Annotated in this window: 12 protein-coding genes and 1 pseudogene; 6 read left to right on the forward strand and 7 right to left on the reverse strand. The window is 69.7% G+C overall.

The window, feature by feature from the left end:
• Positions 1-14 precede the first annotated feature (14 nt).
• Positions 15-1,574: an acyl-CoA carboxylase subunit beta gene (locus PYS65_RS33605; RefSeq protein ID WP_279338157.1), complete on the reverse strand. Its 1,560-nt coding sequence runs from the start codon at positions 1,572-1,574 to the stop codon at positions 15-17.
• Between the two features lie 42 nt (positions 1,575-1,616).
• Positions 1,617-3,203 (reverse strand): acyl-CoA mutase large subunit family protein, encoded by a 1,587-nt coding sequence (locus PYS65_RS33610; protein WP_279337749.1) that lies wholly within the window; start codon positions 3,201-3,203, stop codon positions 1,617-1,619.
• A 100-nt stretch (positions 3,204-3,303) separates the two neighbouring features.
• On the opposite strand from PYS65_RS33610, the gene PYS65_RS33615 reads away from it, so the two are divergent.
• Positions 3,304-3,990, forward strand: a complete 687-nt coding sequence (locus PYS65_RS33615; RefSeq protein WP_279337750.1) for a TetR/AcrR family transcriptional regulator — start codon at positions 3,304-3,306, stop codon at positions 3,988-3,990.
• A 113-nt stretch (positions 3,991-4,103) separates the two neighbouring features.
• Here the strand turns inward: PYS65_RS33615 and PYS65_RS33620 are convergent, their stop codons facing one another.
• Together PYS65_RS33620 and PYS65_RS33625 are read right to left on the reverse strand one after the other, a co-directional pair.
• On the reverse strand, positions 4,104-5,291 hold the full coding sequence (locus tag PYS65_RS33620) for an RNA polymerase sigma factor (RefSeq protein WP_279338158.1): 1,188 nt from the start codon (positions 5,289-5,291) through the stop codon (positions 4,104-4,106).
• Between the two features lie 8 nt (positions 5,292-5,299).
• On the reverse strand, positions 5,300-5,707 hold the full coding sequence (locus PYS65_RS33625; protein WP_279337751.1) for a YciI family protein: 408 nt from the start codon (positions 5,705-5,707) through the stop codon (positions 5,300-5,302).
• A 179-nt stretch (positions 5,708-5,886) separates the two neighbouring features.
• Here PYS65_RS33625 and PYS65_RS33630 point away from each other — a divergent pair, with 179 nt between their 5' ends.
• Positions 5,887-7,011 (forward strand): CapA family protein, encoded by a 1,125-nt coding sequence (locus PYS65_RS33630; protein WP_279337752.1) that lies wholly within the window; start codon positions 5,887-5,889, stop codon positions 7,009-7,011.
• 246 nt (positions 7,012-7,257) lie between these two features.
• On the opposite strand, the gene PYS65_RS33635 is transcribed toward PYS65_RS33630, so the two are convergent.
• Positions 7,258-7,551, reverse strand: a complete 294-nt coding sequence (locus PYS65_RS33635) for a hypothetical protein (protein ID WP_279337753.1) — start codon at positions 7,549-7,551, stop codon at positions 7,258-7,260.
• 641 nt (positions 7,552-8,192) lie between these two features.
• A complete protein-coding gene (locus PYS65_RS33640; protein WP_279337754.1) occupies positions 8,193-8,984 on the reverse strand; it encodes a dienelactone hydrolase family protein in 792 nt (263 codons plus the stop codon).
• 129 nt (positions 8,985-9,113) lie between these two features.
• On the opposite strand from PYS65_RS33640, the gene PYS65_RS33645 reads away from it, so the two are divergent.
• From PYS65_RS33645 to PYS65_RS33660, 4 genes and pseudogenes are all read left to right on the forward strand, one after another.
• Complete coding sequence (locus PYS65_RS33645; RefSeq protein ID WP_279337755.1) at positions 9,114-10,088, forward strand: GlxA family transcriptional regulator; 975 nt, start codon at positions 9,114-9,116, stop codon at positions 10,086-10,088.
• A 71-nt stretch (positions 10,089-10,159) separates the two neighbouring features.
• Positions 10,160-10,521 (forward strand): annotated as a pseudogene (locus PYS65_RS33650) (transposase); the annotation flags it as partial.
• A gap of 205 nt (positions 10,522-10,726) precedes the next feature.
• Positions 10,727-10,930 carry a hypothetical protein gene (locus PYS65_RS33655; protein ID WP_279337756.1) on the forward strand — a complete coding sequence of 68 codons (204 nt, stop codon included), beginning with the start codon at positions 10,727-10,729 and terminating at the stop codon, positions 10,928-10,930.
• 191 nt (positions 10,931-11,121) lie between these two features.
• Positions 11,122-12,993 (forward strand): DNA/RNA non-specific endonuclease, encoded by a 1,872-nt coding sequence (locus PYS65_RS33660; protein WP_279337757.1) that lies wholly within the window; start codon positions 11,122-11,124, stop codon positions 12,991-12,993.
• A gap of 99 nt (positions 12,994-13,092) precedes the next feature.
• Here the strand turns inward: PYS65_RS33660 and PYS65_RS33665 are convergent, their stop codons facing one another.
• The gene (locus PYS65_RS33665; RefSeq protein ID WP_341483708.1) at positions 13,093-15,168 is read right to left on the reverse strand and encodes a trypsin-like peptidase domain-containing protein; all 2,076 of its coding nucleotides are present in this window, start codon (positions 15,166-15,168) and stop codon (positions 13,093-13,095) included.
• Positions 15,169-16,075: the final 907 nt, after the last annotated feature.

Raw genomic sequence — 16,075 nt, forward strand, 5'->3', positions numbered from 1 at the left:
GGGGTCGGCGGGGGTCAGAGGGGGATGTTGCCGTGTTTCTTGGGCGGCAGCGTCTCGCGTTTGGTGCGCAGCTGGCGCAGTCCGCGGACCAGGTGGCGGCGGGTCTCGGAGGGCATGATCACCGCGTCCACGTAGCCGCGCTCGGCCGCGGCATAGGGGTTGAGCAGGGCGTCCTCGTACTCCCGCATCAGCTGGGCGCGGGCGGCCTCGGGGTCTTCGGCGCCGGCGATGGTGCGCCGGTGCAGGATGTTGACCGCGCCCTGGGCGCCCATCACCGCGATCTGCGCGGTGGGCCAGGCCAGGTTCAGGTCGGCGCCCAGGTGTTTGGAGCCCATCACGTCGTAGGCGCCGCCGAACGCCTTGCGGGTGATGACCGTGATCAGCGGGACGGTGGCCTCCGCGTAGGCGAAGATCAGTTTGGCGCCGCGGCGGATGATGCCGTCGTGTTCCTGGTCCACCCCGGGCAGGAAGCCGGGCACGTCCACGAAGGTGATCACCGGCAGGTTGAAGGCGTCGCAGGTGCGCACGAAGCGGGCGGCCTTCTCGCTGGCGGTGATGTCCAGGCAGCCGGCCAGCTGCAGCGGCTGGTTGGCGACGATCCCGACGGGGCGGCCCTCGATGCGGCCGTAGCCGGTGAGGATGTTCGGGGCGAACAGCGGCTGGGTCTGGAGGAACTCGCCGTCGTCCAGCACGTGCTCGATGACGGTGTGCATGTCGTAGGGCTGGTTGGCGGAGTCCGGGACCAGGACGTCCAGTTCCCGGTCGGTGCCGGTCAGCTCCAGGTCGGCTTCCTGGGGGAAGGCGGGCGCCTCGGCGAGGTTGTTGGAGGGCAGGTAGGACAGCAGCTGCTGGACGTACTCGATGGCGTCCTTCTCGTCGCCGGCCAGGTGGTGGGCCACCCCGGAGGCGGTGTTGTGGGTGCGGGCGCCGCCCAGCTCCTCGAAGCCGACGTCCTCGCCGGTGACCGTCTTGATCACGTCCGGTCCGGTGATGAACATGTGCGACGTCCGGTCGACCATGACGGTGAAGTCGGTGATCGCCGGGGAGTAGACCGCGCCGCCCGCGCACGGGCCCAGGACCAGGGAGATCTGCGGGATCACGCCGGAGGCGTGGGTGTTGCGGCGGAAGATCTCGCCGTAGGCGCCCAGTGAGGCCACGCCCTCCTGGATGCGGGCGCCGCCGGAGTCGTTGATGCCGATGACGGGGCAGCCGGTCTTCAGGGCGAAGTCCATCACCTTGACGATCTTCTGGCCGTAGACCTCGCCCAGGGCGCCGCCGAAGACGGTGAAGTCCTGGGAGAAGACGGCGACGGGGCGGCCGTCGACGGTGCCGTAGCCGGTGATGACGCCGTCGCCGTAGGGGCGGTTGGTCTCCAGGCCGAAGCCGGTGGAGCGGTGCCGGGCGAACTCGTCCAGCTCCACGAAGGAGTCCTCGTCCAGCAGCAGGGCGATCCGTTCCCGGGCGGTCAGTTTGCCCTTGGCGTGCTGTTTCTCCACCGCGCGCTGCGAGCCGGCGTGCGTGGCCTGGTCGATACGTTGTTGCAGGTCCGCGAGCTTCCCCGCGGTCGTACGCATGTCGATGTCGTTCACTGGTTGTTCCACTCCGGGGCTCACTGGTCAGAAGGTGTCGTGGGGGACGTGTACGCCCCAGACGTCGCGCAACGCGTGGGAGACCTCACCGACCGTGGCGTGCCCCCGCAGGGCCTCCCGTATCGCGGGGAGCACGTTCTCGGTGCCCTGGGCGGCGGTGCGCAGGGCGTCGAGGGCTCGTTCGAGGGCGTCGTTGTCGCGGTCCCTGCGCAGGGCGGCGAGGCGTTCCCGCTGGTCGAACTCGATCTGGGGGTCTACGCGCAGCGGCTCGTACGGTTCCTCCTCGTCCAGAACGAACGTGTTGACGCCGACCACGGTGCGTTCCTTGTTGTCGATCTCCTGAGAGATCAGGTAGGCGGAGCGCTCGATCTCGGACTTCTGGAAGCCCTGCTCGATGGCCGCGACGGCACCGCCGCGGTCCTCGACGGCCTGCATCAGCTCCAGCACCGCCGCCTCGATCTCGTCGGTCATCGACTCCATGAAGTAGGAACCCGCGAAGGGGTCGACGGTCTTGGTCACATCGGTTTCGTAAGCGATGACCTGCTGGGTGCGCAGGGCCAGTCGTGCTGCCTTCTGGGTGGGCAGGGCGATGGCCTCGTCGTAGGAGTTGGTGTGCAGGGACTGAGTCCCGCCCAGGACCGCTCCCAGGCCCTGCAGCGCGACCCGGACCAGGTTGACCTCCGGCTGCTGGGCCGTCAGCTGCACACCGGCGGTCTGCGTGTGGAAGCGCAGCATCTGTGACTTCGGATTCCGGGCGCCGAACTCCTCGCGCATGACGCGGGCCCAGATGCGGCGGGCGGCGCGGAACTTCGCGACCTCCTCCAGCAGCGTGGTGCGGGCGACGAAGAAGAAGGACAGGCGCGGAGCGAAGTCGTCGACGTCCAGGCCTGCGGCGAGCGCGGCGCGCACGTACTCCCTGGCGTTGGCGAGGGTGAACGCGATCTCCTGCGCGGGCGTGGCCCCGGCCTCGGCCATGTGGTAGCCGGAGATGGAGATCGTGTTCCAGCGCGGCAGCTCTCGATGGCAGTAGGCGAAGATGTCACTGATCAACCGCAGCGACTGCTTCGGCGGGAAGATGTAGGTGCCGCGGGCGATGTACTCCTTGAGCACGTCGTTCTGGATCGTCCCGGTCAGCAGGTCGCCCGGGACGCCCTGCTCGGCGGCGACCAGCTGGTACAGCAGGAGGAGCGTCGAGGCCGGTGCGTTGATCGTCATCGACGTCGACACCTTGTCGAGCGGCAGACCCCGGAACAGCGTGCGCATGTCCTGGATCGAGTCGATCGCCACACCGACCTTGCCGACCTCGCCCTGGGCGATGGCCTCGTCGGAGTCGTAGCCCATCTGGGTCGGCAGGTCGAAGGCCACGCTCAGGCCCCCGGTGCCGGCGCCGACCAGCTCGTGATAGCGCTCGTTGGACTCCTTCGCGGTGCCGAAGCCGGCGTACTGCCGCATCGTCCACGGCCGGCCGGTGTACATCGACGGATACACGCCCCGGGTGAACGGGAACCGTCCCGGCGCGCCCAGTTTGGCGTTCGCGTCGAAGCCCGCCGGTGTCCCGGCGTCGTAGACCGGCTGGATCGGCAGCCCGGACTCGCTGCGTGCGAGAGAACCCACGATGACCTCCTGTGGTACTCCATCTCTTTTGAACGGTACGCAGTACCATTCCATTGGGCAAGTGGCCCCCGAAGGACGAGACAGGGAAGGATGGGTGATCATGAGCAAGCCAGCCGCGCGGATCCGGCTCTCGGAAGCCGCCTTCGCCCTGTTCGACGAGCGCGGATACGAGCAGACCACCGTCGATGACATCGCCGAACGCGCCGGTGTGGGCCGCACCACCTTCTTCCGGCACTACCCGGCGAAGGAAGACGTCATCTTCCCCGACCACGACCGGATGCTGGACCAGATCAAGGACCGCCTGGCCACCTCCAACCACGAGACCGCCCTGGCCGCCGTCTCCGACGCGGTCCGCCTGGTGCTGCTGCACTACCTCGACGAGGGCGATCTCGCCCGCCGGCGGTACCGGCTCACCAGCAAGGTCGCCGCGCTCCGCGACCGCGAGATCGCCAGCGTGGCCCGCTACCAGCGCCTGTTCCGCGAGTTCATCTCGAACTGGCTGGGAGACTCCGGCGAGTCGACCTCGCTCAGGTCCGAGCTCATGGCCGCGTCCGTGGTCGCGGCCCACAACCACGTGCTGCGCCGGTGGCTCCGGGGCGAGTCCCCCGACCCCGTCAAAGAGGTCGACGCCGCGATGCGTGAGGTGCTCGCCCTGTTCCCGGGTCCGCAGTCCCGCTCGGAGACGGACACCGGCGGCACCACGGTCGTCGCCTTCCGGAGCGGACAGGACATCGACGCGTTGCTCCCCTCACTGCGGCGCCTCCTCGAGGGCCACCCCGAGCAGTGAACACGTCCGGCATGCCCCGTGCCCCTCGATGAGGGCGCCTGCTCACGTCGAGGTGACCGCTCCGGCCACGGGACCGGGCCCCACGCAGGGGGAAGATCCGAAAGCGCGGCCTGTCAGGGGCGCCGCCGGGTGTTGAGCCGGGCCGCCTGACGTGTCAGGTGGTCGCGCTCGGCGAGGTCGGGTGCCTTCAGGGCTGCCTCGGCGTACAGCCGGGCCGCCGTCGCCAGGTCGCCGTCACGCTCGTGGAGGTACGCCGCCACCGCGGTGTGGCGGGGCAGTGAGACGTCCAGTTCCGCGAGCGCCGCCAGTCCGGCGCGCGGCCCGTCGGCCTCGCCGACGGCCACCGCTCGGTTGAGCCGGACGACCGGGCTGCCGGTCAGGCGCGTGAGTTCGTCGTACCACTCGACGATCTGCACCCAGTCGGTCTCCTCGGCGGTGGGCGCGTCGGCGTGGAGCGCCGCGACGGCGGCCTGGGCCTGGAACTCGCCCAGTCGGTCGCGGGCGAGGGCCGCCTGAAGGATCTCGACGCCCTCCGCGATCAGAGCGGTGTCCCATCGGCCACGGTCCTGTTCGGCGAGCGGCACCAGGCTGCCGTCGGGCGCGGTCCGGGCGGCGCGCCGGGCGTGATGGAGCAGCATGAGGGCGAGCAGCCCCGCCACCTCGGGGTGGTCGATCGTGGCCGCGAGCTGCCGGGTGAGCCGGATGGCCTCGGCGGCGAGGTCGACGTCGCCGGAGTAGCCCTCGTTGAAGACCAGATAGAGGACGCGCAGTACGGTCGCGACGTCACCGGGCTGACCGAACCTTCCCCGAGCCCTCGGCTTCTCCCCATGAGCAGGGGAGACCCCACTGCCGGCCACGGTGCGCTTGGCCCGGCTGATCCGCTGCGCCATGGTCGCCTCAGGCACCAGATAAGCCTGGGCGATCTGGCGGGTCGTCAGCCCGCCGACGGCGCGCAGCGTGAGCGCGACGGCGGACGACGGCGTCAGCGACGGGTGGGCGCACAGGAAGTAGAGCTGGAGGGTGTCGTCCACCGCGGACGCGGGCCCGGGTGCCGGCTCCTCGTGGACGAGGTCCTCCCGCCGGCGGCGGGAGGCGTCCGCCCGCCTCGCGTCGAGGAACCGGCGCCAGGCCACGGCGACCAGCCAGCCCTTCGCATCCCGCGGAGGACTGGCCGGCCAGACGCGGAGCGCCTCGACCAACGCGTCCTGCACGGCGTCCTCGGCCGCCGCGAAATCGGCTCCCCGGCGGACGAGGATTCCGAGCACACTCGGCGTGAGGCTCCGGAGCAGGACCTCGTCCATGGACGAGGTCACTCCGTGATGGTGGGCGGCGCGGCCAGGAACGGGCGTACCTCGAGCCACTCGTGGATCGGCTTCCCGCCCGCCCCGGGGGCGGCCGACAGTTCCCCGGCCAGCTCGAGGGCACGTTCGTAGGTGTCGACGTCGATGACCATCCAGCCGGCGATGAGGTCCTTGGTCTCGGCGAACGGGCCGTCGGTGACCGGAGGGCGCCCCTCGCCGCCGTACTGGACGAAGGCCCCCTCGGGGGCGAGCGCCTGGCTGTCGACGAACTCGCCGGTCTTCTCGAGCCGGGCCGCGAAGTCGTTCATGTACTGCACGTGGGCCGAGATCTCCTGTGGCGTCCACCGGTCCATGGGCACGTCGTTGACCGGAGCCGGAGCGCCGCGGTAGTGCTTGAGCAGCAAGTACTTGGCCATCGTGTCTCTCCTCGGTCCTGGTGCGCCCCATTGTGGGCGCGTTCACTGCGGGGACGTGGCCGGCCAGGGGTTCTCGACATCGACGTCCGTTTTTTTGGCTCTCGTGGACGAGCCCGGCGGAGGGTTCGCCCGATGCGTGGCCCGGCCCGCCTCGGCAGGCGCGCGTCTACCGTGGTGGTATGCGCGGCGACGTGGTGACGCTGTTCGTGTGCGGCGATGTGATGCTCGGCCGCGGCGTCGACCAGATCCTGGCCCGCCCCGGCGATCCGGTGCTGCGGGAGACCTGTGTCGCGGATGCCCGCACCTACGTCCGTATGGCCGAGTCGGTCAATGGGCCGGTCCCGGCCCCCGTGCCCCCGTCCTGGCCGTGGGGTGAGGCACTCCGACTGCTGGCCGGGGCCGCCCCGGACGTACGGATCGTCAACCTCGAGACCTCCGTCACGCGCAGTGACGCGTTCGCCCCCGGCAAGGCGGTTCACTACCGCATGCATCCGGCCAACGTGCCCGCCCTGACGGTGGCCCGGCCCGACGTCTGCGTCCTGGCCAACAACCATGTGCTGGACTTCGGCCGGGAGGGCCTGGCGGAGACACTGGAGACGCTCGACCGCTCGGGCCTGCGGGTGGCGGGCGCCGGGCGAGGTGCCGCCGAGGCGTACCGGCCGGCGGTCGTCCCCGTCAGGACCGGCGGCCGTGTCCTCGTCCTCGCGCTGGGAGCGGGCTCCAGCGGTGTCCCGTCCGGCTGGGCGGCGACCGCGGCCCGCTCCGGCGTCGCCCGTCTCCCCGATCTGTCGGCCGGCACGGCCGCCGCGGTGGTGGAACGTATACAGCGGGCGAAACGTGCGGGCGACACCGTGGTCGTGTCCGTGCACTGGGGCTCCAACTGGGGCTACCACGTCCCCCGCGAACAGATCCGTTTCGCGCACGCCCTGGTGGACGGCGGCGCCGCCCTCGTCCACGGGCACTCCTCGCACCACCCCCGCCCCATCGAGGTGTACCGGCAGAGGCTGGTGCTGTACGGCTGCGGCGACTTCATCGACGACTACGAGGGCATCAGCGGGTACGAGGAGTACCGCGACGACCTCCGGCTCGCCTACTTCGTCACGGTGGCGGCGGACACCGGCCGGTTTTTGGGCCTGCGCATGATGCCCCTGTGTTCCCGGCGTATGCGGCTGGAGCCCGCCTCGCGCCAGGACGCCGCCTGGATGCACGCGACCCTCGACCGTGTCAGCGCTCCCGTGCACCCGGCCCTCGAACCGGACGGCACACTCTCACTGGAGCCGAACCGCCAACGCCCGGCGCTCTGAGATCCCGCCTCCCGGTCCCTCCATCGCCGCACCGCTCGCACAGGCGGGGCCGGCCACTTCACGGCCGGCCCCGCCGGTCGGGCCTCGACTCAGTCGGCGATCACCGAGACCTCGTGTGCCCGGAGTTCACCCAGGTCCGAGCGGACCTGGTGATTGCCCGTCCCGATGTGCGAAATTCCCGCGTGAGGGGGTTCTCCCGCGGTCAGGCTACGAGTGCCTGGACGACCGGATGGACGCCGGGAGATTTCAGACGCACAACCGCGTGTATCCGATCGCGGCATTGGCCGACTGATGGAAGTACTGGTTCCCCTCTGGATCCGAAATGCGTGCTCCGAACAACACGCAGTCCTGACCGTCGTGCTCCCACGCTGTCTCACGGGACGGGCCGAGCGCGTACAGGCTCGGGCCGGACAACGAATTTCCCTTGTCGGCCGTACCAGACGCCCCCACCGTGGCGACATGCATGTCCGTCGCCACACCCACCCACCTGGATTTCACCGCGAAACCGCAGAACGAGCGAGTGGAGGAATTGTATTCCACGTACACGGTTCCTGCTGGCAGGAAACTTCCGGAACGCACCACGGGCTCCGCGTGGACGTATGCGTAACCCGCACCGCACACATCACCCACCATGCTCGGTGCCGATGGCGCGGCCGCCGCCGGTGACGCAGCGGAACCGAATGCGAGTGCTCCCAGAGCGACGCAACTCCATAACCGCCGAATGCTCATTTCTCTCCCCCTCCTCGGACGACATGTGATCAGAACCTGTGGCTCCGGTGAGGAGTTTACCGGGGGTCGGTGCAGGAAAAGGGGAGCCACGGAATGGGCTGCATCACACTCCATTCTCGCGAACTGTTCTCGAACTGCACCGCCCCGGATAATTCAATGGGTTCCGTCGCCACAATCCAACTTTTCTGTATGTGGATGTACGAGATGTGCCGGGGCAGGCGGTGGACGGCAGGGACTGCCGGCCCTCGCAGTGCGGCTTCGGCGCACTCGGCTGACGGGTTGCCTGACGGTTCGCCGTGTCGAGCGGGGTCTGATCCGAGACGGCACGGGCACCGGGAACGAGGTTTCGGGCGCGCCGGAACGTCTCGCCCAGGTCCCCCCCGCGTGACCGGCGCAGAGTGCGGCAGACGGCGTGATCGGCCCGAGCCCCTTCGGCGAACCGGTGGCCGGGCTCATTCCCCCTGTGCTAGCCGCTCGGCCAGGAAAGCGATGATCTCGTTCCGAGCCTGCAGGGTGGGGTGGCCGTCCTGGTCGACGAGGTGAGCCGTGACGACGCTGTGGGCGCAGCCGACGACGTCACGGAAGAAGGGCGGGGGGTCCGTGTTCGCCGTCTCGGCTTTGAGCACACGGCCGTCGAACGCTTCCCCGAGCAGTGCTCGGTAAGCCGCGAACCGCTGGCCGGTGCACCAGCTGTCGTCGTCGAAGCGGTAGGCGAGAACCTTCAGCCCGTCGCGCGCCACGCGCTCGGCGACGGCGGCGGCGTCTGCGTCGCTGATCTCCAGAGCACCGGGGTCGTCGAGCGGAAGCGACGGATGGTTGACCACTGGTGCGATGACGGACGGTTCCAGCGCCATGGTCAGGGCGAAGTTGCCGGTGAAACACATGCCCACGGCGCCGACGCCGGGCCCGCCACGCTCGGTGTGCGCCAAGCGGGCGAGGCCGCGCAGCCATGTCACGACGGGACTGGTGCCACCACCGGCGAACGCCCGGAACTCGGCGCTGACGCACGCGCGTCGAACAACGGTCTCGCCTGCCCCGGCGAGCGGATAGGCGCCGTCGACGCCGAAAAGGGAGGGAAGGTACACGGAGAAGCCGGCATCTCGCACCCAACGCGCGAACCGCGCGACGTCGGGGCTGATACCCGGCATCTCGGGCATGAGGATGACCGCCGGCCCTGCCCCGGCGACGTACACGGTCTTGTCGACGCCATCGACGCCGACGGTTCTCCGTGAGAAGTCGTCCAAGGGGTCGCTCTGTCCTCGCATGATGGTCATGACCTAGAGGATGATGAGTGGTCGCCCTCCTGAGAAGCGGCGGCATCGCCACGTACCCCGGTAATATCGCCATTCGTTCAAGAGTGCCGGAGGGGCCGCATGAGTCCGCTGCGAGTCGGTGTGCTGGCCTACCCCGGCTGCTTCGCGTCGGAGGTGTTCGGGGTACCCGACCTCCTCGCCATGGCAACTCACGTCGCCGCGGCGCACGGGTCGCTTCAGCCCGCCTACGAGGTGTCGGTCGTCTCGCCCCGGCGGCGGGTGGTCGCGTCCGGCGGCTCGGCCCTCGACGTCTCGGCGATTCGCCCGGTGGACGTCCTGATCGTGCCGGGCTTCGAGCTTTCGCCCACGGTCGACCTCGACGCGACACTCGCACACCTGGGACCGGAAGCAGCGTCGATCCGGTCGCAGGCGGCCTCCGGGACCGCTGTCGTATCGATCTGCGTGGGTGCCTTCCTGGTCGCCGAAGCCGGGCTGCTCGGCGGGCGCGAAGCGACCACGTCCTGGTTGTTCGCGGATCGGTTCGCCGACCGGTACACCGACGTGCGCCTCCGCCCGGAGAGCCTGGTCGTGACCGACCGGGGAGTGACGACCACGGCGGCCTTCAGTGCCATGTACGACTTCGCGCTGCAGCTCATCCGAGAGCACGACGGCCCCCACATCGCCCGTAGTACCGCGCGTATCGCTCTTGTCGACGACGCACGTTCCACGCAGGCTCCCTATGTCGATCCGGGGCTCATGCCCACGGTGGGCAAGGAGTTCTCGCTCGGCGTCAAGCGGTGGCTCGACCAGAACCTCAACGCTCGCTATGACCTGGCCGCCCTCGCCCAGGAGTTCCACGTCAGCACAAGAACCATGCTCCGGCGCTTCGGTGCCGAAGCCGATGAGACACCGCTCGCGTACCTGCAGACGGCCAGGGTGCGTCGAGCCACACACCTGCTGGAGACGACGGACAGGACCGTCGCCCGCATCGCCGCCGACGTCGGGTACCGCGACCCCGGGGCGTTCAGCGGCATCTTCGCCAGACACACGGGCCGGAGCCCGAGGGAGTACCGCGCGGTGTTCCGTCGTCGCTGAGACCCTCACGTGTCAACCTGACGAGCGGAGACGGCGCCTCCTCCTGATGGGGTGATCTTTTGGCTGTACGGGACGCGCTGGAGGCCAAGCTCCCCCAAGCAGCGGCCCACTTGGACGCCGCCCAGCACGACCTGCTGGCCTTCACCGCCTTCCCGCGCGAGATCTGGCGGCAGATCCGGTCGAACAACCCGCAGGAACGGCTGAACGAGGAGATCCTCCCCCACGGCTGCGCCGCGGAAGGTGCCCCAGCCGCGCCGACGTGGTCGGCATCTTCCCCGACCGCACCACTGTCATCCGGCTGGTCGGCGCGGTCCTGGCCGAACAGAACGACGAATGGACCGAGGCCCGCCGCTCCGTGGGACTCGATTTCCTCGCCAAGGCCCGACTCCACCCGATCGAGTCAGAAGCCGCGTTCCCCACCGCACAAACATGATCAGCCATCAGGAATCCGACACCTTGTCGTCAACCGTGCACGAGCTTCGGCGTCGTGGCATGAAGTTGCCGGGCGATGAGGGTGCGAGGAGACTGGCAGAGAAAGGGTGTTCCTCGGGCTGCGGGTCCGAGAACCGGCTCGACCGGGCCCAGGGAGCCGGATCGGCACCGCTCGTGAACATCACCGCGGCGCCCCCGGTCTCGACGTGGTGCGGGGGCGGCCGTACAGCGGCACGGGCGAGTTCATCACCGACCCGGCCGCCACAAAGATGTTCGGCTGCACGATCGAGCGCGGCGACACGTTCCCACCGGTGTCGAGCGAAGCCGAACAGGTGATCCCAAAGGTCTCGGCGGCGCTGCCGGCACTCGCGCTCGACTCTGCCGAGACCACGGACGGCTCGGTGGAGTGACCGCCGACGCGGCAGGACCGCCTCCGAGCCCAAGGCACGCGTCGAACGCTGCCACCCTCGTCAACAGAGCGCGAACGACAACTGCATACCGTGGTGGAAGGTGGTTGTCCGAGGGGTCGTTGCCGGCCGTCGACCGGGTCATGGGCGCGCCTCACGTACGCCGCCTCCTTCGGTGAAGGGATGAGCCTGCCATGGCCACCAAGACCAGGAAGAAGAGCACTTCGCCGGCCAAGAAGCCGGCGCCCTCGGAAGAGGAGCTGATCGCCTCGCTGCGACGTTACATCCGCACCCGTGGGCCTGAGCTGCTGGAGGATCCGAACATCAACTCCGTGGGCATCGGCCGCAAGTTCACCGGCGGGCGGCGCGGCAAGCAGGTCGCGCTGCAGTTCACGGTGGACAGCAAGGCCGAGCCGGAGGTGCTGGAGACGCTGGGCACCACACTGATACCCGGGACGATCACGGTGGACGGTACCGAGGTGCCCACCGACGTCATCGAGCGCAGCTACACACCGCAGTTCCGAAGGGTGGCCGAGGCCGAGAGCCCGGTGCGCAAGACCCGCCTGGACCCGATCGAGCCCGGGGTGAGTGTCGGGTCGGTGACGGTCTCGGCGGGCACGATCGGCTGCATCGTCTACGACAAGACCGACGGCGCCCCCTACGTGCTGAGCAACTGGCACGTGCTGCAGGGCCCGCGCGGCGAACTGGGTGTGGAGATCGTCCAGCCCGGACCGCACGACGACAACCGCGTCCACCGCAATCGGCTGGGCACGCTCAAGAGGTCCCACCTGGGCGTGGCCGGGGACTGTGCGATCGCCACCATCGAGGACCGCGCCTTCATCCAGGAGATCTTCGAACTGGGCGTGGCCCCCAGGGAGCTGGGGGAGCCGGAGCTCGACGACAAGGTCGTCGCCAGCGGACGGACCACCGGCGTCACCCACGGCATCGTCCGCCGCATCGAAACCATCGCCAAGCTCAACTACGGCGGCCAGGTCGGGAACAAGGCCATCGGCTGCTTCGAAATAGGTCCTGACCCCGACCGCCCGCCCGAGACCGGGGAGATCAGCAGCGGTGGCGACTCCGGCGCGGTGTGGCTCTTCGAACAAGGCGGCCGCCCCGGTATGGTCATGGCCGGGCTGCACTTCGGCGGTGAGGCCGCGGGCGACCCGGACGAGCACGCACTGGCATGCCTGCCGGCCTCGGTGTTCGAGAAGCTCGAGATCAGCCTGACCCCGCCGGCCCCGGAAGACATCCGGGCCATCGCCGGATACGCCCCGGACTTCCTCGACGAGCGGATCGACGTCCCGCAGCTGGACGTGGACCTCGCCCGCGACGCGGTCCGCCTCAACGGTTCCGAGGTGGTCTCCTACACGCACTTCTCGCTCGCCCTGAGCAAGAAGCGGCGCTTCCCCTTCTGGGTGGGCTGGAACATCAACGGTGGCACCTTGAAGAAGCTCAGCCGCAACGGCATCCCGTTCGTCAAGGACCCGAGGCTGCCCGCCACCGCACAGGTGGGCAACGAACTGTACGAGAACAACCGGCTCGACCGCGGGCACATAGCCCGCCGCGCCGATCTGCTGTGGGGCAGTCTGCCGGAAGCCGAGAAGGCCAACACCGACTCGTTCTTCTACACCAACATCACTCCGCAGATGGACGACTTCAACCAGAGCTCCAAGCACGGGCTGTGGGGCGAACTGGAGGACGCCGTCTTCGCCGACACGGAGGTCGACGACCTCAAGATCAGTGTGTTCGGCGGGCCGGTGTTCCAGGAGGACGACCGGACCTTCCGCGGGGTGAAGATCCCCCGCGAGTTCTGGAAAGTCATCGCCTTCACCGAGCACGGCAAGCTGAAGACCAAGGGGTTCCTGCTCACCCAGAACCTCGACCGGCTCGAGAGCCTGGAACTCGATGAGTTCCGCGTCTTCCAGGTCACCCTCGGCGAGCTCGAGAACCGCACCCGGCTCGGCTTCCCGGCCGTCCTGCACAAGGGGGACACCCTTCAGGTGCCCGAAGCCGTCGCCGACCGGGCCCCCTTGGAAGTCCTGTCCGACATCCAGTGGGACTGACCGGAGGAACTGCTTGTCGTCGGAGTCGGGAGTGTCGTCGAACGCCGTGAGCGCCTCCGCGCGAGTCCTGCCGGAGCCGTGCGACCGGCCCGCCGTCGCTCAGCCGGCGAGGTGGCTGCCGATCGACCGGGCGACACCGGCGTGAGCGAGATACTCCGTGATGCTGTGGGCCCGGTCGCGGGCATTGACGACGGCCAGGTCGGTCAGGCCGTCCGCCCAGTCGTCGGCCAGGGGACATCCGATGGCCACCGCGTCGGTCGGACACCATGCGTTGAGCCAGTCCACCACCTTCTCCGGGCGTTTCGGCCCACCGGACAGGAGCCGGTTGTACACGCTGTCCATCCCGAGGGGACTGCCCACCGTGGTCAGGTGGACGACCTCCACACCGGGAGACAGCCGAGTGATGAGGTCCATGCCGACGACCGTGCCCAGGCTGTGGCTGACGAGGACCATCTCGCCCGCGGCCGGCACGGTCTCGAGCACGCAGCCCAGGATCTCCTCGCGGATCCGCTGGTCGTCGAGGTACGCGGCCACGTCACGGAAGACGAGGGAGATGGCCCACGTGTCGAGATCGCTTCTGGCGGCCAGCCAGCCCAGATGCCGCCACACGGCGCCGACCGCGGGGTCCAGGTTCAGCCCTTCGGCGGCCTGCTGCGACTCGGGCGGCACGTACCACTGGGCGGCCGCCTCACCGATGATCTCCTCGTACACCGCGCGAGTGGTGGGGGAGCCGGGTGCGACGACCGCCGGCGCCTCGGCGGCCAAGGGAACGGACTCCTGCGTCCCGAGAGCCCGCACCAGACGGTCTCCGTAGAACGGGAACCAGATGTCCGCCGGGTCGATTGTCGCCAGCCCGGCCCGGACGAGCCCCTGGTTGAGCCCCGAGGCCCATTCGCGGCGCAGCGCCTCGGGGTCCTTGCCCTGCTGGGCGCGACCGTGCAGGAAGACCAGGTGCCGCCCGCCGCCGAACGCGCCGTCCCGGGCGCGCAGGCCCGTTGCACGCGGGGCGACCGCCTCGGTGGGCGCCCGTTTGACGGGAGCGGAAGGAGCGGCCGGCCCGGCGACGGCACCCGTGGTCGCGAGGGCCGGTCCGGCCACGGAACCGGTGGCCCCGACGGCAGCCAGGGGACCGCCCAGCCCCGACTCCGGCCCCATGCCGGCCAGCAGTGCCCGCTGCCCGGTGCTGAGCGGCAGCGACGCGAGATGCCTCAGGACGGAACTGATACGCACCCCCTCGTTGGACACCCAGTCGATGGTGTCGTCGCCGTCGCCGGGCTGCCAGACCCGGCCGTCGCGGCGCAGGAGGCGGCCCTGTTCATCGGTCCTGGGCACACCGCTGTGGTGGAGGGCGATGACCTCCCACTGGTCGTTGAAAACGGGGGAGCCCGAGTTCCCGGGCTCGGTGTCCGTGCGGTAGTGGAGGAAGTCGTCCAAGCGCACCTGCAGGGCGTTGTCGCGTACGGCGATCTCTTTCAGACGCCCCATCGGATGGCCGATGATGTTGACCGGCTCGCCGATCACCAGCTTGCCCCGCTGGGCGCTGAGCCGGTGCCAGCCGAAAGCCTCACCCGGTGCCCTCCGGTCGGGACCGGGGGACACCAGGACCAGGGCGAAATCGAGACGCTTGTCCGCCGTGAAGAACCCGTCCGGGGCGAACTCCAGCCGTGTCGGCGGCTGCGGGGTGTTGTCGACGGTGACCTGAGCGTCGAACTCCACGAAGCAGTGCCGAGCGGCATCAGCGTCGGGAAGGACGTGATGATTGGTCATCAGCAAGCTGGGAGACACCAGGAAACCGGTGCCGATCGGCAGCTCGCGGCCGTTCTCCCGTGCCGAGATCCGGGCGATGCTGCGTGCGGCCCGGGCGCCGCGCGGCAGGAAACTCCATGCCTGCAGTTCCTTGGAGACACCGAGAATCCGCTCGAACGCGGCGGACGGCGCCAGCGGTTCGGCGCGGACCGCCTCCACCACCATGGCGGCCGGTACGGCCTGCCGGTCGAGCAGACGGGCCGCCCGCACCGCCAGTGCTTCCGGTGAATCGGGGAAGCTGACCCCGGCCTCCTGCTGCCGCTCGACCTCCCGGCGCTGCTCGCTGGTCTCGTCGTACCGGGCGGCGGCGGCCGCCGCCTGGTGTTCCCGCTCACCGCGGGACCTGCCCGTGACGTCCATGACCTCCATGACCTTCACCGTTCTTCGAGGGCGCGGAACTGCACGAAGGAGTTCACCGGCCCGGTGGGAAAGGCACCCGGGCCGTCCGGCGTTCGCCCCGACGCAGGACACCGTGAGGCACGCGATCGCGGGCTCGTCTCCGTGTTCCTCTGAAAGCCCTTGAGGGAACGCGACGGGGCGGCGAGGCCGTGCCGGTTCCGCGCGGCCGTCGGGGCGACCAGCCCTCACGGGCGATCGGTAAACGCCGAGGCCGGCCGGTCGCACCCCCGCTCACTTCCATGGTGCGCCTCATGGGGAACCACGGCGACCCGTGGCCGTGAGCCGAAAACCGTCCCCGGGCCGGCGCGCCCTCCGGCCCGGGGAGAGCTGAGCCGGGCAGTCGCCACGGCACACTCGTCGCCCGGATTTCTCGCCTGGCGTGGAGTCCGCGACAGCAGGTCAGGGAATCCGGGTGCCCGCCTGGTGCCGGGTTCGCGTGCGACTTCCCTCGGGCGCGTGGTGGAACCAAGGGTGACTGCGGCGGTAAGTGGCGCGCGGCCCCGGGAAGGGGTGCGAAGCCGTCCGGCAGGTGCGTCGCCGTGCCGCCCGACAGGCTCACTCCTCGGCGGCCTCCAGTGCTCGGGAGGCACGATGGTCGCTCTTTCCCACGTGCGGTTCGGCAAGCGCAACGATGAGGTCAAGGCCACTGGGAAGGCGCTCGTCGCAGTCGGAGCGGACATCCCCGCGGGAGCCACCGGTTCTTCGGCGAGCAGACGAGATCGGCCTACGCGGCGTGGCAGCGCATGCCGGGACTCACCGGTTCGGCTGCCGTCTCGGAACTCCTTGCTCTTCCGGTACTTCTGTGCGGACTGCTCCGGTACCCGGAACATGTCCCGTGTCTTTGCTCCCCGTTCGGAGGAAACCCAGCGCACGGCAG

The organism is Streptomyces cathayae, from assembly GCF_029760955.1.
GTDB classification, from domain to species: domain Bacteria; phylum Actinomycetota; class Actinomycetes; order Streptomycetales; family Streptomycetaceae; genus Streptomyces; species Streptomyces cathayae.

Excerpts from the sequence above, each read along its gene's own strand:
- PYS65_RS33605 (WP_279338157.1), bottom strand. The coding sequence starts at position 1,574 with ATGCGTACGACCGCGGGGAAGCTCGCGGACCTGCAACAACGTATCGAC.
- PYS65_RS33615 (WP_279337750.1), top strand. The coding sequence starts at position 3,304 with ATGAGCAAGCCAGCCGCGCGGATCCGGCTCTCGGAAGCCGCCTTCGCC.
- PYS65_RS33620 (WP_279338158.1), bottom strand. The coding sequence starts at position 5,291 with ATGGACGAGGTCCTGCTCCGGAGCCTCACGCCGAGTGTGCTCGGAATC.
- PYS65_RS33625 (WP_279337751.1), bottom strand. The coding sequence starts at position 5,707 with ATGGCCAAGTACTTGCTGCTCAAGCACTACCGCGGCGCTCCGGCTCCG.
- PYS65_RS33630 (WP_279337752.1), top strand. The coding sequence starts at position 5,887 with ATGCGCGGCGACGTGGTGACGCTGTTCGTGTGCGGCGATGTGATGCTC.
- PYS65_RS33645 (WP_279337755.1), top strand. The coding sequence starts at position 9,114 with ATGAGTCCGCTGCGAGTCGGTGTGCTGGCCTACCCCGGCTGCTTCGCG.
- PYS65_RS33660 (WP_279337757.1), top strand. The coding sequence starts at position 11,122 with ATGGCCACCAAGACCAGGAAGAAGAGCACTTCGCCGGCCAAGAAGCCG.
- PYS65_RS33665 (WP_341483708.1), bottom strand. The coding sequence starts at position 15,168 with ATGGAGGTCATGGACGTCACGGGCAGGTCCCGCGGTGAGCGGGAACAC.